Genomic DNA, 19866 nt, shown 5'->3' on the forward strand with positions numbered 1-19866 from the left:
CCTTCGCGCGCTCGATTGAAACGCAGCGCGAAGGCCCTTTGTTGCGTCCGGCGATTGCCACGCTCGCGCCATCGCGTTTGCGCGCATCGGTCAGTGGGGCGTCGTCTTATCTCTCGTATCGAAGCGGGGCCGCGTTCGTCATTCGTCGAACGCGGCTGAGCCTGTTCGCGCTCGCATTTCGCCGCGCGACGCGGGCGTTTCAATTCCGGCAATGAACCGGCCGCTCGATATCTATTTTGAATATTCCGAACGCGCCATGAAAGCCATTACTTTCGTTCGATCCGTTGCTCATATCTTCAAATCGCGGCGCATTATTTCAGCGGGGCGGCTTTCGATATGGCCGGGTTTCGCGATCGCGCTTCTGTTGGCCGCATGCGGCGGCGGTGGCGGCGGTGAAACTGGCGGCGCGAGCACGACCGGTGGCGCGCAATCGAGTCCTTCGGGTGCATCGAGTCCCATAGCGGCGTCGAGCCCTTCGGACGGCGGAGCGTCGGCGCCTGCGGTTGCATCGGCGCCAGCGGTTGCATCGGCGCCGTCGGCGGCGAGCAGCCCCGGCGGCGCGAGCAGCACCGCAAAGCCTGTGATTGCGCCTGCGGGCAGCGTGTTTTATGGCATGAACGGTCATGCCAACTGGGTCGGTCCATATCAGACGTCGACGCCGGAGCAACAAGCCGCGCAACTGAAAGACCTCAACATGACGATGTACCGCAACGACATTTCCAACGTAGCCGGCGCGAAAAATCTCGCGAAGTTCGCGAAGATCATGGCGCAATCCGGCGTGATGGTTTATCCGGTGATCCTGCAAGACCTCAACTTCGCCGATGAGAATTCGGCTTATCAGGCGAGCTTCACGCTCGCTCAGCAAATCGTCAGCGTGCAGCAATATGCCTATTACGAAGTCACCAACGAACTTGCACCGACATGTCTCGTCGGTGCGGTCGACGGCGTGAATCCGGCCGATTACCACAACGATTGTTATCGGATCGCGCGCGGCGTGATTCGCGGATTGATCGCGGGCATCAAGTCGGTGGATGCTGTCGGCAAGATCATCATCGGCGGCAATACGTGGATGCACCTCGGCCTCGATACGATGCTCGCCAACGGCACGCAACCCGACGGCACGAGCGGACATCCCATCGTGACGTGGGACATCACCGCGTGGCACTGGTACTCGGAGCAGGGCGATATCACGCACGCATGCGGAATCCGCTGCTACAACGTAGTCGGCACGCTGCTGTCGTTCGGCAAGCCGATCTGGATCAACGAAGTGGGCATGCGTCCGGACTTTCCCGGCACCGTCGATCAGGCGGCCACTTACATGGCCAACGACATGATGGGCAGGCTTCTCTCAATCGCGCCGCAATACAACATTCAGTCGATACAGGTCTACGAGCTCTACGACGATCCGCCCACCGGTCAGGGCCCTTACGGCATCATGCTCAACGACGGCGTGACGAAGAAACCCGTCTATACCGCGCTCAAGAATTTCATCGCGGCGAATCCGCGTTGAAGATCATCCGATGAAACCGGGAAGGCCGAGAGCCGCGTCGCTGCGCGCCAGACCGGCGGCGCGTTCGAGCAGCGCGTCGAATTGCGCATCGTCGCGCGGTCGCGGGAAGTGCGCGCGAAAGAAGTCCGCCCAGCGAAAATCGGCAAGCGGCACGTCGGTTTTTTCGTAGCCGCCCGCGCTGCGCACGAAGGCCGCAAGGCTGCGGAAATCGTCGTCGATGGCGTCCCGCATATGCACCGGCATGTCCTTGAAAGCGATGCGGCGGCCATCGGCGTCGTAGGGATGCACCCACGCCTCGTTCTCCATCGTCAGCCAGAACGCCGCGCGCGATAACGACGACAAGTCCCGCACCAGCACGAACGGCACGTCCTGCACGCCGATGCGGGCCAGCGCGCAAGCCACATGATGATGGTCGATGACATACGGCTCGCCGCCCGGCCCGAGCACGACGGCAATCGGCTTCGCGGCTATCGACATTGCCAGTTCATGTGCGCTCAGCGCGCGATATTCCTCGGCTTTGCGGCGGACCTGCCGTTCTCCGTGCGTCGCCTGCGTCGGATGCAGATCGCCGATGCGCAGCGTATTCATGGCGCATTCCTCGATGTGTGTCGAACATGCGGGCAAGCGCCGTACCCGGTCTGGACCCGCTGTTGCTTCTCGCTGAAACGAAAGTCCCTAATGCGGTGCGCGGGCGCATCCATTGCTGAAATCGCACACGGACCCGGCCATTCAAGGAGTGTGCAATGAAAGCGGTTGTGTTTCATGGAATAGGCGATATATCGCTCGATAACGTGCCCGACCCTTCGATTCGTCACGATCAGGACGCGATCGTGCGCCTGACCGCGAGCGCGATCTGCGGCACCGATCTGCACATGGTGCGCGGCACGCTGCCAGGGATGGTGCCGGGCACGATACTCGGCCACGAGGGCGTCGGCGTGATCGAGCAGGTCGGTCGCGGCGTGCGCAACCTGAAGCCGGGAGACCGCGTGCTGATTCCATCGACGATTTCGTGTGGCTGCTGTTCGTATTGCCGCACGGGCTACACGGCGCAGTGCGACTCGGCGAATCCCAATGGCGCGGCCGCGGGCACGGCGTTCTTTGGCGGACCGAAGTCGACAGGGCCGATCGACGGATTGCAGGCCGAATACGCGCGCACGCCGCTAGCCCATGCGAGCCTCATCAAATTGCCGGAGAATATCGACGACGAACGCGCGATCCTGCTGTCCGATATCTTTCCGACGGGCTTTTTCGGGGCGCAACTTGCCGAGGTGCGTGACGGCGATACCGTCGCGGTCTTCGGCGCGGGACCGGTCGGCCAGTTCGCCGTCGCGAGTGCGTTCATGCTCGGCGCGGGACGCGTGATCGTCGTGGATCGCCTGACGGATCGTCTCGCGATGGCGCGCGCGCAAGGCGCGGAAGCGGTGAACTTCGACGAGGAGGATCCCGTCGCAACGATTCTCGCGTTGACGGGCGGCATCGGCGTGGATCGTGTGATCGATGCCGTGGGCGTCGATGCAGTGCACGCGCAGGGCGGGCCGGCTGCATCGCAGGATGCCGTCAAGCAGGGCGAAGCGGAAAGCAGGACCGTCACGGCGCAGCGCAACGAACACGACGGCAACTGGATTCCCGGCGATGCGCCCACGCAGGCGCTCGACTGGGGCGTGGCTGCATTGGCGAAGGCGGGCACGCTCGGCGTGATCGGCGTGTATCCGCCGAACGACCGCTTCTTTCCGCTCGGTGTGGCGATGAACAAGAATCTCACCATCAAGATGGGCAACTGCAATCATCGCGCGGTGACGCCCGGACTCGTCGAGCGCGTGAGGAACGGATCGTTCGATCCGCTGCGCGTGCTGTCGACACGCGAGCCGATGATGAACGTCATCGACGCATACAAGGCATTCGATCAAAGGCAACCGGGATGGATCAAGGTCGCGCTCGATCCCGCCGCGTGACGGCCGCGCGGCCTTCATGGCGCATCGTCGCGGGCGTCGGCGCGTGCGCGTTCGTGGCCTGGGCGGCGATCGAATGGAAGCGCCTCAAGCGCACGCCCGCCCTTTCCGATGAAAGCGCCCGCAAGGGCATCACGGCGCGCTACACGCAGGCCGGACCGTATCGCATGTTCTCGCGTCACGCGGCATGCGAAGGTGGCCACGCGAAGCGCCTGCCCGTGGTGCTCGTGCATGGTCTCGTGATATCGAGCCGCTACATGGAGCCGCTCGCGCTCGCGTTGCGCAGCGACTTCGACGTGTACGCGCCCGATCTGCCCGGCTTCGGCGAAAGCAAACTGCGCGGCGGCGCGCTGTCGGTGCCCGAACTCGCCGATGCGTTGCGCCTCTGGCTCGGCGCGCGCGGCATCGAGCGGGCGATGTTCATCGGCAATTCCTTCGGCTGCCAGATTCTCGCGGATTTCGCCGCGCGCTATCCCGAGTCGGTCGACCGGCTCGTGCTGCAAGGACCGACCGTCGATCGCGATGCGCGCTCGCTCTTCACGCAAGTTTGTCGCGACTGGCGCAATGGACGGCTCGAACAGGCGAGATCGTCGGCGCCGATCGGGCGCATCGACTATGCGAAAGCGGGCGTGGTGCGCGCGCTCGCGACGATGCGCGAACTCATGCGCGATCGCATCGAGCGCAAGCTGTCGCGCATCGTTGCGCCGACGCTCGTCGTCGCCGGATCGCGCGATCCCGTCGCGCCGCTCGCGTGGGCGAGCGAAGTCGCGGCGCGCGTGCCGAACGGCGCGTTGCTGGCGATAGACGGCGGCACGCACACGCTCAACTATGTCTATCCGCATAGCTTCGCGCTCGCGATCCGCACGTTTCTTCTTCAGGGCGGCGCATCGAGATGACGAAGCCACCGCGCGGCATTGCCCGCTTCGATTCGGCCGCGGGCATGGTGCAGGCGCTCGCCGCGTGTCTGCATGGCGAACGCTTCAGCAGCCCGAGCCAGTCGCCGCTGCTCGATAGCCTGATGCCGCCGATCAACCTGCTGCCGAAGCGCGCCCGCGAATGGGTGTACACCGTGGGCGGCATGTCGGAGGGCATCACGGCGCGGCAGGCGCGGCGTCTCGATGTGGAAGGCATCGGCGAATGGATCGCGGGGCTTTACCCGCAGCGCACCTACGATGCCGCGTTCATCGGTTCGTCGAATGGCGCGCTCATGCACGTTGCGGCGGCGCTCGGCGTGCCCTGGCTGCCGCAGACGTTTCTGTGCCCGGTGCGCGCGCCCTTCAGCGATCCCGACGATGCGCAAAGCGGCTTCGATGACGGCCTCGCCGCCGTCGATGCGTTGCTTCGCGCCGATCCGCGTATCGCGATTCATCATATGCAGGATCCGAATCAGGACCGGCTGATGCTCTCCGCGATGAGCTACTTCCGGTTGAAGCTGCGCGCGCTGCCGCTGGCGTATCGCGAGTTTCTGCTGCGCAGTCTCGCGCCGGACGCGACGCTTCATATCGTCCGATGCACGCGCGACTGGCCCGTTACGCGCACCGGCGACCGATCGTTCTATCAGTTCGGCGCGCTGGGCGGCGCGACCGAGCGCGAGTACTTCGAAGGCGGGCCGCGTGTCGCGCGCTATCTCGCGCGTTATGGCGTGAAGCGCACGCGATGGGACGCGCCCGTGCCGACCCTGCGCGCGCCCGAAGCCGAATGGGGCTATGACGTGGCGCTCACCGAATCCATCGTCGCGCTGGCGAAGCAGAAGAACTGGCGCGTCGTCGAATGGCGCTTCGAAGAGCCGGAAGCGTTCAGCTTCGCGACGGCCGAGTTGTATCGCGCGTGGTATCGCGAGATGGGGATCGAGTCGAAGCGGCTCGTCGTCGATTCATTTCTTCTGATGGACCCGTACACGACGCTGCGATTGCGCGCGATCCCATTCTGGCTCGTCTTCTGCACCGACCCTTCGGCAGAGACGCTGCGCCGCTTTCTCGAACGCGAGTCCTTCGACGAGATCGACATGATGCTGTTCTCGCATGGCACCGAAGGCGTCGGCGTGACGAGCATCGACGAATGGGGCGCGTTGACCGCCAAGGCGAAACGCGAAGGGCGCTTTCTCGGTGTCGATGCACGGCGTTATCCGCGCGACTTCGCGACCTTCGTGCGCTTCGATCGTGCGCTTGCCGAACTGAAGCCGCAATACGGCTTGCCGGAGCCGATGCCGCCCGCGTTCTTCGAGGACGCGCTGCGCAAGCATGGCGCGCGTCATGGCATCACCGCGCACGATCACAACGCATGAAGCGAATGCCGGTCATCGTCGTTACGCGCGCCGACGCATCAAGCGCGCGATGATGGCGCCCAGCCCGAGCCCCGCGCAAAGCAGCAGGCCGCGATGCGTCTCCACCCAAAACGACGCGCTCGCGCGCTTCGCCTCGTCCGTGAAGCGCCCATGCACCCGATGCAGTTCAGTGACCGGTTGCGAGAGATTGCCCGGACGTTCGCCGCTGGAGAGAGCGGGGTCCTGCTGCGCGCGAAAGCCCGTGCGTCCGAGATAGACATCGAGCAAACCGGGGATGATTGCATTCGCAACTATCGCCTTGACCGACGACATGCCGACCCACAGCTCGCGCCGCCGATGCGTGGCCGCCCACCATATCGCGCGCGCTGCGACTTCGGGTTCGTAGATCGGCGCGACGGGACGCGGCGCGTGCGGCATCGCGCTCCTGGCCCAGTCGAATTGCGGCGTGTTGAGCGCGGGCATCTGCACCATCGTCAGATGGATGCGGCTCTTGGCATGATGCAACTCGCAACGCAGCGAATCGGTGAACCCGCGTATCGCGTGCTTCGCGCCGCAATAGGCCGATTGCAGCGGAATCGATCGATACGCGAGCGCCGAACCGACCTGCACGATGACGCCGCGATTGCGCGGCGTCATGCGTTTCAACGCGGCCCTCGTGCCCCACACGAAGCCGAGATACGTGACGTCCGTGATGCGCCTGAAATCGCGTTCGGGCATATCGGCGAAGCGCGCGAACGAGGTCAGCATCGCGTTGTTGACCCATACGTCGATGGGGCCGAGCTCGGCTTCGACGCGCGCGGCGGCACTGTCGAGCGCGCCGCTTTCGCTCACGTCGAGCGCGATGCTCAGCGCACGCACGCCGAGCGCGCGCACGTCGGCGGCGGCGTCTTCGAGCGCTTGCGGATCGCGCGCGATCATCGCGACGTCCACGCCGCGTCGGGCGAATTCGAGCGCCGTCGCGCGGCCCACGCCCGCGCTCGCTCCGGTGATGACCACGACCCGAGGCTTTCTCATCGCGATGACTCCCCGCGTGCGGCAAGCGCTTCGATTTTGTCCGCCGTGCAACGCGCGATCGCCTGAATGGTGAGAGAAGGATTCACGCCGCCGACGGTCGGATATGCCGAGCCGTCGTGAATCCTCAGATGCATGGACGATCACTTGTCCTTGTGGCCCGGCAGCACTGCGCCCAGCACTTGCTTCGCCGTATCGACGATCACATGGCTCTGGTTCGGATCGCCCTTCATGAGCGTGGTCGCGAAAGCCTTCGCCTGCGCGATCGTGATGTGCGGCGGCAGCGGCGGCACGTTCGGATCGGCCTTCACTTCGATCACGACGGGACGATCCGCCGCGAGCGCTTCGTCCCACACGGCGGCCATGCGCTCGGCATCGTCGACATAAAAGCCCTTCAGCCCGATCAATTCCGCGAACTTGTGATAAGGCACCGAAGGAATGTCCTGCGATGCCTCGAACTTCGGATCGCCTTCCATCACGCGCTGTTCCCACGTCACCTGATTCAAGTCTTCGTTGTTGAGCACCATGCAGATCCAGCGCGGATCCGACCATTGCTTCCAGTACTTCGCGACCGTGATGAGCTCGGCCATGTTGTTCATCTGCATCGCGCCATCGCCGACGAGCGCGATCACCGGACGCTCCGGATACGCGAATTTCGCCGCGATCGCGTAGGGCACGGCCGCGCCCATCGAGGCGAGACCGCCCGAGAGCGAGCACTTCATGCCGCGCTTGACCTTGAGATCGCGCGCGTACCAGTTCGCGACCGAACCGGAATCGCTCGTGACGATGGCGTTCGCGGGCACGCGCGGCGACAGCTCCCAGATCGTGCGCTGCGGATTCACGCCGGCTTTCGCAGGCTCTATCGCGCGCTTTTCGAGTTTCTTCCACCAGTCGTCCATCCAGCCTTCGATGTCCTTGCGCCACGCGCCATCCGTCTTCTGTTCCAGAAGCGGCAGCAACGCGCGCAAGGTCTCGGCACTGTCGCCGACGAGATTCACTTCCATCGGATAGCGGATCGAAAGCATGTCCGCCTTGAGGTCGATCTGCACGCCGCGCGCCTCGCCTTCCTTCGGCAGGAACTCGGCGTAGGGAAAGCCCGAGCCGATCATCAAGAGCGTGTCGCATTCGGTCATCAGCTTGTAGCTCGGCTCGGTGCCGAGCAGGCCGATCGATCCGGTGACGAAGGGCAGATCGTCCGGCAATGCGGCCTTGCCAAGCAGCGCCTTCGCGACGCCCGCGCCGAGTTTGTCCGCGACAGCGATGACTTCGTCCGTGGCTTCCAGCGCGCCCGCGCCAACGAGAATCGCGACCTTCTTGCCGGCGTTGAGCACATCGGCGGCGCGTTGCAGATCGTCGGCATAAGGCACCGTCTTCGGTGCGCGATAGCCCACGCCCGAATGCAGTGTGCCGTGCTTGCGGCCCGGCGGCTCGTATTCCAGATCCTGCAGATCGTTGGGCAGCACGAGCGCCGTCACCTTGCGCTCCGATAGCGCAATACGCACCGCGCGATCGACGAGATGACGAATCTGCGAGGGCACGCTCGCCTGTTGAACGAAGGCGCCGGCGACGTCCTTGAACATCGCGGGCAGATCGACTTCCTGCTGATAGTGTCCGCCCAATGCGGCGCGTGCCTGCTGGCCCGCAATGGCGAGAACGGGCATGTGATCGAGGCGCGCGTCGTAGAGACCGGTGACGAGATGCGCCGCGCCCGGACCCGATGTCGCGATGCATACGCCCAACTCGCCGGTGAACTTCGCATGTGCCGATGCCATGAACGCAGCCATCTCTTCATGACGCGCCTGAATGAATTCGATCTTGCCCTTGGCGCGACTGAGCGCGCCGAATACGCCGTTGATGCCGTCGCCGGGATAACCGTAAATGCGGCGCACGCCCCATGCATGCAGGCGATCGACCAGAAAATCGCCGACGGTAATAGCCATGATTGAAGTCTCCGGAAAACACGATCGAAAGAATGCGCCGCATTGCATGCACGCCTTGTTTGGCTTGCGCGCAATGGCCATGCCGCTGTCTTTCAATCGCTGCAAGGTGCGATGAACCCATGCGGGCGTGATGATTGCTAGAGCGCTTTACGCGGACGATTGCTTCAGGACACATACGATGGCGCTCATGCCTCTCACCCTCGAATGGCCGGATGTCTGCATTCGAATATCGCTGGCGGTGCTTGCCGGCATTCTCATCGGATTGAATCGCGGCGAATCGGGCAAAGTCGCCGGATTGAGAACCACGCTGCTCGTATGCCTCGCGGCGTGTCTCGCGATGCTGCAAGTCAACGCATTGCTTGCTCAGGCGGGCAAGACGCCCGGTTCGTTCGTGCAGATCGATCTGATGCGCCTGCCGCTCGGGATACTGTCGGGCGTGGGCTTCATCGGCGCGGGTGCGATTCTTCGCAAGGATGGCCTCGTCAAAGGCGTGACGACAGCGGCGACGTTATGGTTCGTGACCGTGGTCGGACTGTGCTTCGGCGGCGGTCAGCTCGGACTCGGCGCGGCGGGACTCGGGCTCGGGATCGTCGTGCTCTGGTTTCTGAAGGAGGTCGAAAGACGCATACCGCGCGAGAATCATGCGGAGCTCCGGATAACTTATGAAAGAGGCGTCTTTTCGCGGGACACGCTGGCTGAATCGATGCAGGCGGCGGGTTGCAGGCTCGCCTCGATTGCGGGCGCGGCAAAGGGACCGGAACGGATGGAAGAGCGCTTCGAAGTGCGCTGGCACGGCGCGCCCGATGCGCAGCCGGTGCCGCCGTTCAGCGAGTGCGCGATGGCTGCGGGCGCGATCGAGTCCGAGTGGAGCATCATCCGCTGAACGGTGTACAGCGAATTAACGTGGTGGTTAAAGCGTGCTCGAGGCGACCCAAGAGGGGACCCGACAGGCGACCCATAAGGCACCCATAAAGAACAATTGGCTGTGCGTTCGTTTTGACATATAAATGAGAGACGATCTTCTTGGAACTTCGGGAGTACAGATGCTTATACGCTGTGCAGCATGCAACAAGCTCATATATTCAGACGATGCTCTCGAAGACGATACGTGCCCCGCATGTGGATCCACGAACACCGAGCACATCGCAATGGGCTTCGTTTTCGATCAGACGGTCGCTGTGCCGGACCCGCCGGCAAGGACCACGGAAAGCGCCGATTCGCCCGGCACGATTCGCAGGAAGCTGTAGTCGCACGAATCGATTCGTAACGTACCGCGTTGGATGTGCGCTTCGACCCCCTCTCGTTTAAGCGCATCTTGCCCGCCTCGACAGGCGGGCTTTTCTTTATGCGCATTCAACGCAGATCAATGCGACAACACGACCTGCGCGATGACGCCCGACGCGACCGCAACCAGCAGATAGTCCGCACCGACGCCGACCCACTGATAACCGCGCGGCGGCTGACGCAGGCCTTGTCCGCGCCAGTCGTCGACGACGTACTGACGGCTTCGGTAATCGTTATCAAGACGCTCGCCCTTGCGCCAGTCGCGACGCGGCTCATCGTTGGCATGCTGCGGCGGGCGGGGCGCGTCGCGGCCATTCATCTCCGGACCATGACCCGGCGCGCCGGGACCGCCCTTGGCAGTGGGACCGCCCGGACCGCCCGGTGCGCGATGCGCATCGTGATAGCCGTCCGGACCGCCGGGTGCGGGCTGTGCGAAAACGGCGCCCGTCGTCAGTCCGATGCTCGCGCAAACCAGTGCGGCGACGATTCGACTCTTCTTCATGTTCGTTCCTCTCGAAGTGGCAAAGGGATGTTCTGGATGCCCGGACTGTACGCAATGGGCAACGAAAATGACGTGAGCATGTGTAAGCAACGCTTACGTTCCATTACGCGCTCCATTACGCGCTCCATTACGCGCAAACGCGCGTCAGACGCCGAACGGAAAGGTTTCTGGCGTCTCGTGCGTGACTTGTGAAGGCTCGATCGCGCTGACCGCGCGCGTCGTATCGAACCACACGAACGCATCGAATTGCGCCGACAGCTCGGCTTGCGCGTAATGGCTGTACAACTCGGTATCGGGCCGATAGACCACGCCGATGAAGCGTTCGAGCCGCTCCTCGCCCAATGCGTCGCGCAGTGCATCGTTCACGCCCGCACGAAGATCGACGAGGCACGGGCTCACGCCCGCAAGATGAAACTGATGCTCGTAACTATCGGCGCGCGATGGCCGCACCTGCATGATCTGCATCGGCTCCTCCCAGTCCGATGCCGCCGCGACCGTGCCCGCGTGCGTGCCGAAGCCGATGAGCGCGGCGTCGTCGCCGAAGCGCTCGCGGCATAGCTGACCGACGTTCAACTCGTCGCGCATGCGGCCCATCTCGGTCGCGGATGCATCACCGAGATGCGAGTTGTGCGCCCATACGACCGCGCGCGCGTCCGGTCCCCATGCATCGAGCAGGCTGTGGAGCGTGTCGAACATGTGCGTGTCGCGCAGATTCCAGCTTTCCGCCGATGCCCCGTACATCGCGCGATAGTACTGCTCCGCCGATGCGACGAGCCGCGCGTTATGCGTCGCGTCGAGCAGTCCGTGATCGCTCGCGGACGTGGCGAGCCGTCTGTCCAGCAGATCGCGCAATTGCGCGACGACGGCTTCCTCGCATGTGCCGAAGCCCGCCTGCCACGCGGCGCGTCCATAGACAGCGGGGTTTTTCTGCCAGGGCGTGAGGCATCCATAGCGCACGCGGGCAATGCGCGCCGCGCCCGGGTCCTGTGCGTCGAGATACGCGAGCACGGCGGCGATGGATTCGGAAAGGCTATACAGGTCGAGTCCATAGAACGCGGCGCGGCGCTCGTCGGGCAACGCGGCGTTGTGCTGCCGCAGCCACGCGACGAACGCGGCGAACTCGGTATTGCGCCACATCCACGTAGGGAAACGCGTGAACGGTCGTGCTTCGGGTCGCGCGCGCGGACGGCCGCGAACGTGCTCGTCGATGATCGCGGCATCGGGCCAGTCCGCTTCCACCGCGACGAAACTGAAGCCGTGCCGTTCGATGAGACGCCGCGTGATGGCGGCGCGCGCTACATAGAACTCGGCGGTGCCGTGGCTCGCTTCGCCGAGCAACACGACGCGCTTGTCCGCGAAACGATCGAACGCATGTGCGAAGTCGGGCGCATCGAGCGCGGGCAGACGCACCGCCGATGCGCGGATCAGATCGGGCAACGTGCGCGCAACGGGCTCCTCGAGCGTGGGTTTGTCCGTGCGAATGTCGGGTTCGTCGCTCCAGCCTTGCGCGCCGATCAACGGCACGAACATCACGCCGCCGAGGTCTTCGTCGCGCCACACATCGTCGTCCGTGCGCGTGTATTTCATCAGACGCTGGGATTCGCGCGCGTCGCCGACGGGCATCACGAGCCGTCCGCCTATCTTGAGTTGCGCGCGCCATGCGTCGGGCACGGATGGACCGCCCGCCGCCGCGATGATCGCGTCGAAGGGCGCGTGCTGCGGCATGCCGAGCGTGCCGTCCGCATGATGCACGCTGACGTTCGTGAGCCCGAGCGCCTTGAGCAAGGCGGCGGCATCGTCGGCGAGTTCGCGATGCCGTTCGATGGTATCGACGCGCGCCGCGATACACGCCGCGATCGCCGCCGCATAACCCGAGCCGGTGCCGATGTCGAGGACATGATCGCCAGGTTGCAGGTCGGCGGCTTCGAGCATCAGCGCGACGATGTACGGTTGCGAGATCGTCTGACCCGCGGCGATCGGCAACGGGCTGTCCTCGTAGGCGAATTCGGCAAGGGCTGGGGGAACGAAGGCATCGCGGGCGATGGCGCTCATGCATTCGAGCACGCGCGCGTTCCTGATGCCGCGCCCCTTCAACTGACGTTCGACCATGCGTTCCCGCGCTTCTTCAAAGTTGTTCATGAACATTTCCCGAAAAAGGTCAGAACGTTGAAGAGGCAGCAAGCGACAGTCCCAGTTCGCCACTGCTCGCGAGCACGCGGAATGCGATTTGCTGTGCGTTCGGCACGGCATAAAGGAGACGCATACCTCGGATGACACTCACATCGAACGATGCACGCGAGCATCGCGCCTTGCGCCCCGCGCGCGATGACGGCAGCGATCGTCGATCGACGCCAGCGCCGAAGCAAGCGTTAACGGGCCTCATGCTGCGCGCTAAGATCCATTCGGCATCGAGCGCGGAATACTACGGACTTCGAAGCGAATGTGTCGTCGAACCTAGCGTGCAGGTCGTGCTCTGAATCCAAAACATGCCAATACACAATGTGAAGCCAACCCGTCCGCTCATCGCCGTGAGCTTCTTCGCGGCGGACGTCCAGGCGGGCGTCGGCCCGTTTCTTGGTATCTATCTGCAAGCGCACGGCTGGACGCCGGACCGCATCGGCACGGTGCTGACCATCGGCGGCATCGTCGGCATGCTCGTGACGACGCCCGCCGGCGCGCTCGTCGATGCCACGCCGCACCGGCGCGCCATCGTCGCGGTCGCGAGCGCGCTGTCCATCGTCGCGGCGATCATCATCTGGATGTGGCAGGGCTTCTGGCCCGTCACGCTGTCGCAAGTGGCCACGGCGATCGCGGGCGCGACGATGGGCCCCGCGCTCGCGGGCCTCACGCTCGGCATCGTCGGACGGCAGAATTTCGATCGCCAGTTCGGACGCAATCAGGTGGCGAATCACGCGGGCAATATTGCGGCCGCGGCGCTTTCGGGCTGGCTCGGCGCGTGGCTCGGCATGCCGTACATCTTCGGGTTGAGCGCGGCGTTCGGTGCGGGCTGCATCTTCGCGGCGCTGTGGATTCCGCCGCGCTCGGTGCATCGGCATTTCGCGCGCGGCATTGCAAAGGACGACAACGACGATCCCTCCGACACGCGCGCCGATGCCATACAGGTTCTGCTGCGCAACCGCTCGCTGCTCGTGCTGGCGGCCGCGCTCGCGGCGTTCAACCTCGGCAATTCCGCGATGCTGCCGCTCTACAGTCTCGCAGTCGCGTCGGCGCATACTGCCGATCCCAGCCATGTGACGGCCGCCAATATCGTGATCTCGCAGATCGTGATGCTCGTCGCGGCGGCCTATGCGAGCCGCCTGATTCGCCGATGGGGCTTCTGGTGGATCATCCTCGTCACGCTCGCGACGCTTCCGCTGCGCGCGATGACGGCCGCGTGGATCGCGCCTTCATGGGGCATCGTGCCGGTGCAGGTGCTCGATGGCATCGGCGCGGGCTTGCAGACCGTCGCGGTGCCCGCGCTCGTCGTGCATCTGCTGCACGGAAGCGGACGAGTGAATCTGGGGCAGGGCGCGGTGCTTGGCGTCCAGGCGGCGGGCGCGTGCCTGAGCCCGATGCTCGGCGGCTGGATCGCGCATCACTATGGCTATCCGGCGGCGTTCATCACGCTTGGAAGTATGTCTGTCGTCGCGTTCGCGATCTGGATCGGCTTTGGGCAGCGCGTGCGCGATGCATGCGATACGCGGCGCGAAGAACTCGGCAAGCTCGCCGATCTGGATTCATCGACGTTGTTGCCATGACAAGGGCCGCGGCATGGGGAATGCGGAAGTTCATCTGACCGACAAACCGGAGATGAGGATGAACTCACCGCGCTTTTCCGCAGACGCCGACCAACGCATGCAAATCCCGCCGCCCGACGTCGATCCCGATCCTTCCGTACCGGATGACGATCCCGTGCCGCCCGATGGCGCGCCGCATCCCATCGGCGATCCGCCGAATCAAAGACCGCCGGAGCGCTTAGGCCCCGGCCTCGTCGCCGGGGGGTAGTGCGTCGGCCTTGGCGTTCGCGTGCGTCGCGGCCGCTTCCCTCGCGGCGTCCGCGCTTTCCAACGGCCGATCGCGCATTTCGGTGAAGCCGTCCGCATCGATCGTGTAGGACCAGGTGCATTGACCCGTTGGATCGTGATCGATCGTGATCTCGACGCGATGTCCGTTGCGAACGTAAGTCTCGGTAGACATGATTTGATCCCTCGTTGAATGACCTGCGCGATGCATCGGCTACGTTGCGTTGGAATCCGGCGGAACGGGATTCTTTTCCTGCGTCGACGGCAATTCGTTTTCCGATGCGTCGTGCGTGCGCTTTTCGCGTTCGTCGAGTTGACGCTGCTTCGTGTCTTCGCCTACGGGTTCGTCCATATCGTCGGCGGTGGCATGCGGCACGGGCTTGTCTGGCGTCATGATGGGCCTCCCGGAATCGTGATGCGGCACGCGGCGCGCGCCTTAGTATCGGGCGCAGCAAGCAACGGACCCGTTCGCGTTACAGACAGGAGCGCGGCTTGCTGGGCGATTATCGAACAGGCATTCGGGAGAGCGAGGAATGAAATACACCGATCAGGATCAGCGCGTGGAGGAATTGCAGGTGGCGTTGTCGCGTGCGTTCGATGCACGGAAGACGCCGTTCGTAGGCGTGGTGGACGAAGGCGACGACATCGTCATCAACGTATCGTGGGCCATCGAGACGGGCCGCGACACGACGCTCGATGCGCGTTGCAGCGTCGTGTTGCGCATCGCGGCGCGTCAGTTCGAGCGATATGGCGCGATGGATACCGCGCAGCGCCTCATCGTGCAGGATCGCGTGATCGCGCACGTGCGGAGTGCGTTCGACCAGTCGCGCTCGGGTCAGGCGAACGCGAACGAATGCTCGTTCGAACTTCGCGCCGCCGACGACTGGTTCGACACACCCGACACGCCCTGACGCATTACCAGCCTTGCGCGCCGCCGCCGGTCGTCGACGGGCTCGTCTGGCCGTTCGTGCCGCCGCTGCCGTTCAGACGCGGCTGCATGCCGCCCGATCCTTGGCGTGTGCCCGCACCCGCGCCGCTCGTTCCATTCGATGAGCCGCCCACGCCGGACGGCCCGGTCGACGGCCCGCTGCTGTGGCCGGAGTTCGGCGTGATGCCAGCCGCATCCTGCGCGTTCTTCGCGCTCGACGGTCCGTGGCTTGCGCCCGGCTGCGTCTGATCGGCTGCGGCGAATGCGCCGCCCGAGAGCGCCATCAGTAAAGCCGAAATCGCGATGGTTCTGTTCGCTTGCATGACCTGCCTCCGTAAGTCGATGTTGGTACGAAGCATGGCGCAAGGCGCGTTCCGGGCTTTGCGGCCAGCAACGCGTTTCCCTCATTCAAGCCCTTCGTGCTCGAACGCAAGTTTCACTGCGGGGCGCTCGCGCATGCGCTTGTAGAACGCCTGGAGCTCGGCGGGCATATCGACGCCCATTTTCTGCGCCCACGTCAGCATCGTGAAGAGATAGGCATCCGCGACGCTTACATCGTTGCCGAAGAGATAATAGCCGCGCATCGTCTTCGCGACATACGCAAAGCGCTGGCCGATTTTCTCGCGCGCCGCCGACGCTTCCGCATCGGATGTCGGCCGGAACACGCGTCCGAACTGCTTGTGGATCTCGGTCGAAATGAACGCAAGCATTTCCAGCAGACGCAGATGGCCGTCGTCGCCGGAAGGCGCGAGCGATGGCGCTTTTTGCGCGACCCACGAAAGAATCGCGACGTTTTCGGTGAGACGCTTGCCATCGTCGAACTCGACGACGGGCACATAACTCTTCGGGTTGATTTCGCAGAAGGGCGTGCCGTCTTCCGTCACCTTGGTCTTCAGATCGACCTTCACGCGGTCGAAGGTCAGGCCGGCTTCGTGCATCGCGATGTGATCGGCGAGACTGCATGCGCCGGGCGCGTAATAGAGCTTCATGATGCGCGTCTCCTTTGGACGAGGATATGTGTATTCGGCGAGCAAGGGCCATGCCGCAATGCCGCCATGCGGACGTCGCGCTATACCGTACGAAGCTCGCAGGCCGCAACATGCTGACCGTATGAAGCGATTTACGCCGATGCACGCAGCGTATGCGCGGCCGCGACCATGTTGCGCAGCGCGGGAATCACTTCGCCCCATTGACGCGTCTTGAGTCCGCAGTCGGGATTCACCCACAGACGCTCGCGCGGAATCCGCTCCGCTGCCTTCGTCATCAACGCGACGATTTGCGCTTCGCTCGGGATATTCGGCGAGTGGATGTCGTACACGCCCGGCCCGATCTGATTCGGATACTTGAAATGGTCGAAGGCTTCGAGCAGTTCCATGTCGGAGCGCGACGTTTCGATGGTGATGACATCGGCATCCATATCGGCGATCGATGCGATGATGTCGTTGAACTCCGAATAGCACATGTGCGTGTGTATCTGCGTTTCGTCGCGCACGCCGTTCGCGGCGATGCGAAACGCTTCCACCGCCCAGCGCAGATAGCCATCCCATTGCGCGCGGCGCAGCGGCAGGCCTTCGCGCAACGCGGCCTCATCGATCTGGATCACGCGAACGCCGGCCTCCTCCAGATCGAGCACTTCAGCGCGGATCGCGAGCGCGAGTTGCCGGCACGATTCGGAACGCGGTTGATCGTCGCGCACGAACGACCAGTTCAGGATCGTGACGGGACCGGTCAGCATGCCTTTCATCGGCTTCCGGGTTTGCGCTTGCGCATAGCGGGTCCATTCGACGGTCATCGGCTTCGGACGGCTGATATCGCCGAACAGAATCGGCGGCTTCACGCAGCGCGATCCATACGACTGCACCCAGCCGAACTCGCTGAACGCATAGCCGTCGAGCCGCTCGCCGAAGTACTCGACCATGTCGTTGCGCTCGGCTTCGCCGTGCACGAGCACGTCGAGCCCGAGCGCCTCCTGTTCCTTCACGGCGCGCGTGATTTCGCGTTCCATCGCGGCGCGATAGGTGGTTGCATCGAGCTGTCCGCTCCTGAACTGACGACGCGCATGACGGATTTCGTTCGTTTGCGGAAACGAGCCGATGGTCGTCGTCGGATAGGCGGGCAGCGCGAGCATCGCGGCCTGCTTCTGCGCGCGCGTTTCGTATGCGCTCGCGCGCTGGCCGAGCGTCGCGTCGATCTTTGTGAGCGCTTCTTTCACCGCCGGGTTATGCACGCGCGATGATGCGCGGCGGCTCGCGATCGCGGCCGCGTTGCACGCGAGCGCATCGGCGACGCTGGCGCGACCGTCGTTCAAGGCGCGTGCGAGCACATCGAGTTCATCGAGCTTTTGTAGCGCGAATGCGAGCCACGATCTGATTTCGGCATCGAGCTTCATTTCGCTCGCAAGATCGACGGGCGTATGCAACAGCGAGCACGATGGCGCGATCCACAGCCTGTCGCCGAGCGATGCATGCAGCGGTTCGAGCCAGTCGAGCGTGGCGTTCAGATCGGTTTTCCAGATGTTGCGGCCATTGATCGCGCCGACCGATAGCACCGACGAATCCGGCAACAGCTTTGCGGCGGCGCCGACGTCATCGCGCGCGTTGATCGCATCGATATGCAGGCCGTCGATCGGCAGCTTGCACGCGAGATCGAGATTCTCCTGCAACTGGCCGAAGTAGGTCGCAAGCAGAAGGCGCACGCGTCGTTGTGAGAGCGCATCGTAAGCGGTGACGAAAGCGTCGCGCCATTGCGTATCGAGTTCGGTGACGAGCGCGGGTTCATCGATCTGCACCCATTCGATACCGAGCGCCGCGAAGTGATCGAGCAGCGCCGCATAGACGGGCAACAGGCGCGGGAGAAGCGCGAGCTTGTCGGAGTCGTCCTTCGCCTTGCCGAGCCAGAGATACGTCACCGGCCCGATGATGACGGGCTTCGCGTTCACGCCGAGCGCGCGCGCTTCGCCGAGCTGCTCGACGAGACGCGACGTATCGAGCGTGAACTGCGTCGCCGCATCGAACTCGGGGACGATGTAGTGATAGTTGGTATCGAACCATTTCGTCATCTCACCCGCAGCCACGCCCTCGCAGCACGCTGCATGTTCCTCAGCGCTTTCGGAAGAGCCTCCGCGAGCGACGCGGAAGGCGTTGTCGAGCGCATCGCCGTGAAAGCCGCGCACGCGTTCGGGCAGATTGCCGAGCGTGAAGCTCATGTCGAGCACCTGATCGTAGAACGCGAAATCGCCGGCCGCCACGAGATCGAGACGCGACTGATGCTTCCAGTGGCGCTCGCGCAAGTGAGCGCCGACCGCCTTCAACTCGTCGCGCGATGACTCTTTTTTCCAGTACTTTTCGAGCGCGAACTTCAGCTCGCGGTTTGCGCCGATGCGCGGGAAACCGAGGTTGTGTGTCGTGGCCATCGTTGCGTGTTCTCGTCGGAAAGAGAGTGAATGGCGACGATGATAGAATTTCCGATGCATGAATAAAAATGGTTTAATTTCATGCATCGATTAACTTTGTTCATGGAGACGCCTATGCTCGAACGCGCGCATCTGATGGTCGTGCGAGAAGTCGAGCGCCAAGGCTCGCTGACCGCCGCCGCCGACGTGCTCAACCTCACGCAATCCGCGCTGAGCCATACGGTGAAAAAGCTGGAGCAGCAGTTGGGCACGGCGGTGTGGACGCGCGAAGGGCGCAGCATGCGGCTCACGCAGGCGGGCCAGTATCTGCTTGGCCTCGCCAATCGCATGCTGCCGCAGTTCGAACTCGCCGAAGCGCGCATGAGGCAATATGCCGAAGGCGAGCGCGGCACCTTGCGCATCGGCATGGAGTGTCATCCGTGCTATCAGTGGCTGCTCAAGGTCGTGTCGCCGTATCTCGCGCGCTGGCCCGATGTCGATGTAGACGTGAAGCAGCGCTTTCAGTTCGGCGGCATCGGCGCGCTGTTCGGTTACGACATCGACGTGCTCGTGACACCCGATCCGCTGAAGAAACCGGGCTTGCGCTTCACGCCCGTCTTCGATTACGAGCAGGTGCTCGTCGTTCCCGAAGCGCACACGCTCGCCGATGCCGCTCATGTCACGCCGGAGCAGGTCGCGCAGGAAGTGCTGATCACGTATCCGGTCGAAACCGATCGCCTCGATATCTACACCCAGTTCCTCACGCCCGCGAATGTCGTGCCGAGAAGGCACAAGACGATCGAGACGACCGACATCATGATGCAGATGGTCGCGAGTGCGCGTGGCGTCGCGGCGCTGCCACGCTGGCTCGCGGAAGAATACGCGGACCGCATGCCGCTCGCCGTGCTCAAGCTAGGGAGGAAGGGCATTGCGAAGAAGATTTATCTCGGCGCGCGCGAAGCCGATGTCAGCGTCGAATATCTCGCGGCGTTCATCGCGCTTGCGAAGAAGGCCGACTGGGCGAAGGCGCGCGTGTCGCGTTGAC

At 63.9% G+C, this 19866-nt stretch carries 18 protein-coding genes and 1 pseudogene; 8 read left to right on the forward strand and 11 right to left on the reverse strand.

The genetic code is table 11. The annotated features are described in order from the left end of the window. The first annotated feature begins 256 nt into the window (after positions 1 to 256). Positions 257 to 1510 carry a hypothetical protein gene (locus QCE58_RS15410; RefSeq protein ID WP_250441578.1) on the forward strand — a complete coding sequence of 418 codons (1254 nt, stop codon included), beginning with the start codon at positions 257 to 259 and terminating at the stop codon, positions 1508 to 1510. A 3-nt stretch (positions 1511 to 1513) separates the two neighbouring features. On the opposite strand, the gene QCE58_RS15415 is transcribed toward QCE58_RS15410, so the two are convergent. Then, complete coding sequence (locus QCE58_RS15415; RefSeq protein WP_250441577.1) at positions 1514 to 2098, reverse strand: ParB/Srx family N-terminal domain-containing protein; 585 nt, start codon at positions 2096 to 2098, stop codon at positions 1514 to 1516. 155 nt (positions 2099 to 2253) lie between these two features. Between QCE58_RS15415 and QCE58_RS15420 the strand changes: the two genes are divergently transcribed. Genes QCE58_RS15420 through QCE58_RS15430 form a run of 3 tightly spaced genes read left to right on the forward strand, consistent with a single transcriptional unit; the run spans position 2254 to position 5743 of the window. Then, a complete protein-coding gene (locus QCE58_RS15420; RefSeq protein ID WP_034470047.1) occupies positions 2254 to 3462 on the forward strand; it encodes a zinc-dependent alcohol dehydrogenase in 1209 nt (402 codons plus the stop codon). Further along, complete coding sequence (locus QCE58_RS15425) at positions 3429 to 4355, forward strand: alpha/beta fold hydrolase (RefSeq protein ID WP_250441576.1); 927 nt, start codon at positions 3429 to 3431, stop codon at positions 4353 to 4355. Before QCE58_RS15420 ends, QCE58_RS15425 begins: the two co-directional genes overlap by 34 nt. Further along, positions 4352 to 5743 carry a hypothetical protein gene (locus QCE58_RS15430; protein ID WP_250441575.1) on the forward strand — a complete coding sequence of 464 codons (1392 nt, stop codon included), beginning with the start codon at positions 4352 to 4354 and terminating at the stop codon, positions 5741 to 5743. The genes QCE58_RS15425 and QCE58_RS15430 overlap by 4 nt, the downstream gene beginning before the upstream one ends. A gap of 21 nt (positions 5744 to 5764) precedes the next feature. On the opposite strand, the gene QCE58_RS15435 is transcribed toward QCE58_RS15430, so the two are convergent. The 3 genes and pseudogenes from QCE58_RS15435 to QCE58_RS15445 form a co-directional block, all read right to left on the reverse strand. Continuing rightward, positions 5765 to 6757: an SDR family oxidoreductase gene (locus tag QCE58_RS15435; RefSeq protein ID WP_250441573.1), complete on the reverse strand. Its 993-nt coding sequence runs from the start codon at positions 6755 to 6757 to the stop codon at positions 5765 to 5767. After that, positions 6754 to 6888 (reverse strand): annotated as a pseudogene (locus QCE58_RS15440) (GMC oxidoreductase); the annotation flags it as partial. The pseudogene QCE58_RS15440 and the gene QCE58_RS15435, both read right to left, overlap by 4 nt. 9 nt (positions 6889 to 6897) lie before the next feature. Further along, the gene (locus tag QCE58_RS15445) at positions 6898 to 8694 is read right to left on the reverse strand and encodes a thiamine pyrophosphate-requiring protein (RefSeq protein ID WP_250441572.1); all 1797 of its coding nucleotides are present in this window, start codon (positions 8692 to 8694) and stop codon (positions 6898 to 6900) included. Positions 8695 to 8872: 178 nt separating this feature from the next. On the opposite strand from QCE58_RS15445, the gene QCE58_RS15450 reads away from it, so the two are divergent. Continuing rightward, on the forward strand, positions 8873 to 9577 hold the full coding sequence (locus QCE58_RS15450; RefSeq protein WP_008345940.1) for an MgtC/SapB family protein: 705 nt from the start codon (positions 8873 to 8875) through the stop codon (positions 9575 to 9577). A gap of 480 nt (positions 9578 to 10057) precedes the next feature. On the opposite strand, the gene QCE58_RS15455 is transcribed toward QCE58_RS15450, so the two are convergent. Beyond that, a complete protein-coding gene (locus tag QCE58_RS15455; protein ID WP_008345939.1) occupies positions 10058 to 10480 on the reverse strand; it encodes an RcnB family protein in 423 nt (140 codons plus the stop codon). Positions 10481 to 10624: 144 nt separating this feature from the next. Continuing rightward, entirely contained in the window at positions 10625 to 12619 is a 1995-nt protein-coding gene (locus QCE58_RS15460; RefSeq protein WP_250522369.1) for a protein-L-isoaspartate(D-aspartate) O-methyltransferase, read from the reverse strand. A 347-nt stretch (positions 12620 to 12966) separates the two neighbouring features. On the opposite strand from QCE58_RS15460, the gene QCE58_RS15465 reads away from it, so the two are divergent. Further along, positions 12967 to 14238 (forward strand): MFS transporter, encoded by a 1272-nt coding sequence (locus QCE58_RS15465; RefSeq protein WP_250522368.1) that lies wholly within the window; start codon positions 12967 to 12969, stop codon positions 14236 to 14238. Positions 14239 to 14455: 217 nt separating this feature from the next. Here the strand turns inward: QCE58_RS15465 and QCE58_RS15470 are convergent, their stop codons facing one another. Together QCE58_RS15470 and QCE58_RS15475 are read right to left on the reverse strand one after the other, a co-directional pair. Then, entirely contained in the window at positions 14456 to 14677 is a 222-nt protein-coding gene (locus QCE58_RS15470; RefSeq protein ID WP_250522367.1) for a hypothetical protein, read from the reverse strand. 39 nt (positions 14678 to 14716) lie between these two features. Next, positions 14717 to 14896, reverse strand: a complete 180-nt coding sequence (locus QCE58_RS15475; protein WP_033536881.1) for a hypothetical protein — start codon at positions 14894 to 14896, stop codon at positions 14717 to 14719. A 139-nt stretch (positions 14897 to 15035) separates the two neighbouring features. Between QCE58_RS15475 and QCE58_RS15480 the strand changes: the two genes are divergently transcribed. Further along, complete coding sequence (locus QCE58_RS15480) at positions 15036 to 15413, forward strand: DUF3022 domain-containing protein (RefSeq protein WP_250522366.1); 378 nt, start codon at positions 15036 to 15038, stop codon at positions 15411 to 15413. 4 nt (positions 15414 to 15417) lie between these two features. Here QCE58_RS15480 and QCE58_RS15485 read toward each other — a convergent pair whose 3' ends face one another. From QCE58_RS15485 to metE, 3 genes are all read right to left on the reverse strand, one after another. After that, entirely contained in the window at positions 15418 to 15753 is a 336-nt protein-coding gene (locus QCE58_RS15485) for a hypothetical protein (protein ID WP_051078958.1), read from the reverse strand. An 81-nt stretch (positions 15754 to 15834) separates the two neighbouring features. Further along, entirely contained in the window at positions 15835 to 16419 is a 585-nt protein-coding gene (locus tag QCE58_RS15490) for a glutathione binding-like protein (RefSeq protein WP_250522365.1), read from the reverse strand. Positions 16420 to 16550: 131 nt separating this feature from the next. After that, a complete protein-coding gene (gene metE, locus QCE58_RS15495) occupies positions 16551 to 18842 on the reverse strand; it encodes a 5-methyltetrahydropteroyltriglutamate--homocysteine S-methyltransferase (RefSeq protein ID WP_250522364.1) in 2292 nt (763 codons plus the stop codon). A gap of 114 nt (positions 18843 to 18956) precedes the next feature. On the opposite strand from metE, the gene QCE58_RS15500 reads away from it, so the two are divergent. Beyond that, complete coding sequence (locus tag QCE58_RS15500) at positions 18957 to 19865, forward strand: LysR family transcriptional regulator (RefSeq protein ID WP_008345931.1); 909 nt, start codon at positions 18957 to 18959, stop codon at positions 19863 to 19865. The last annotated feature ends 1 nt before the right edge of the window (position 19866 follow it).

The organism is Caballeronia sp. LZ028 (genome assembly GCF_031451415.1).
Lineage (GTDB): Bacteria > Pseudomonadota > Gammaproteobacteria > Burkholderiales > Burkholderiaceae > Caballeronia > Caballeronia zhejiangensis.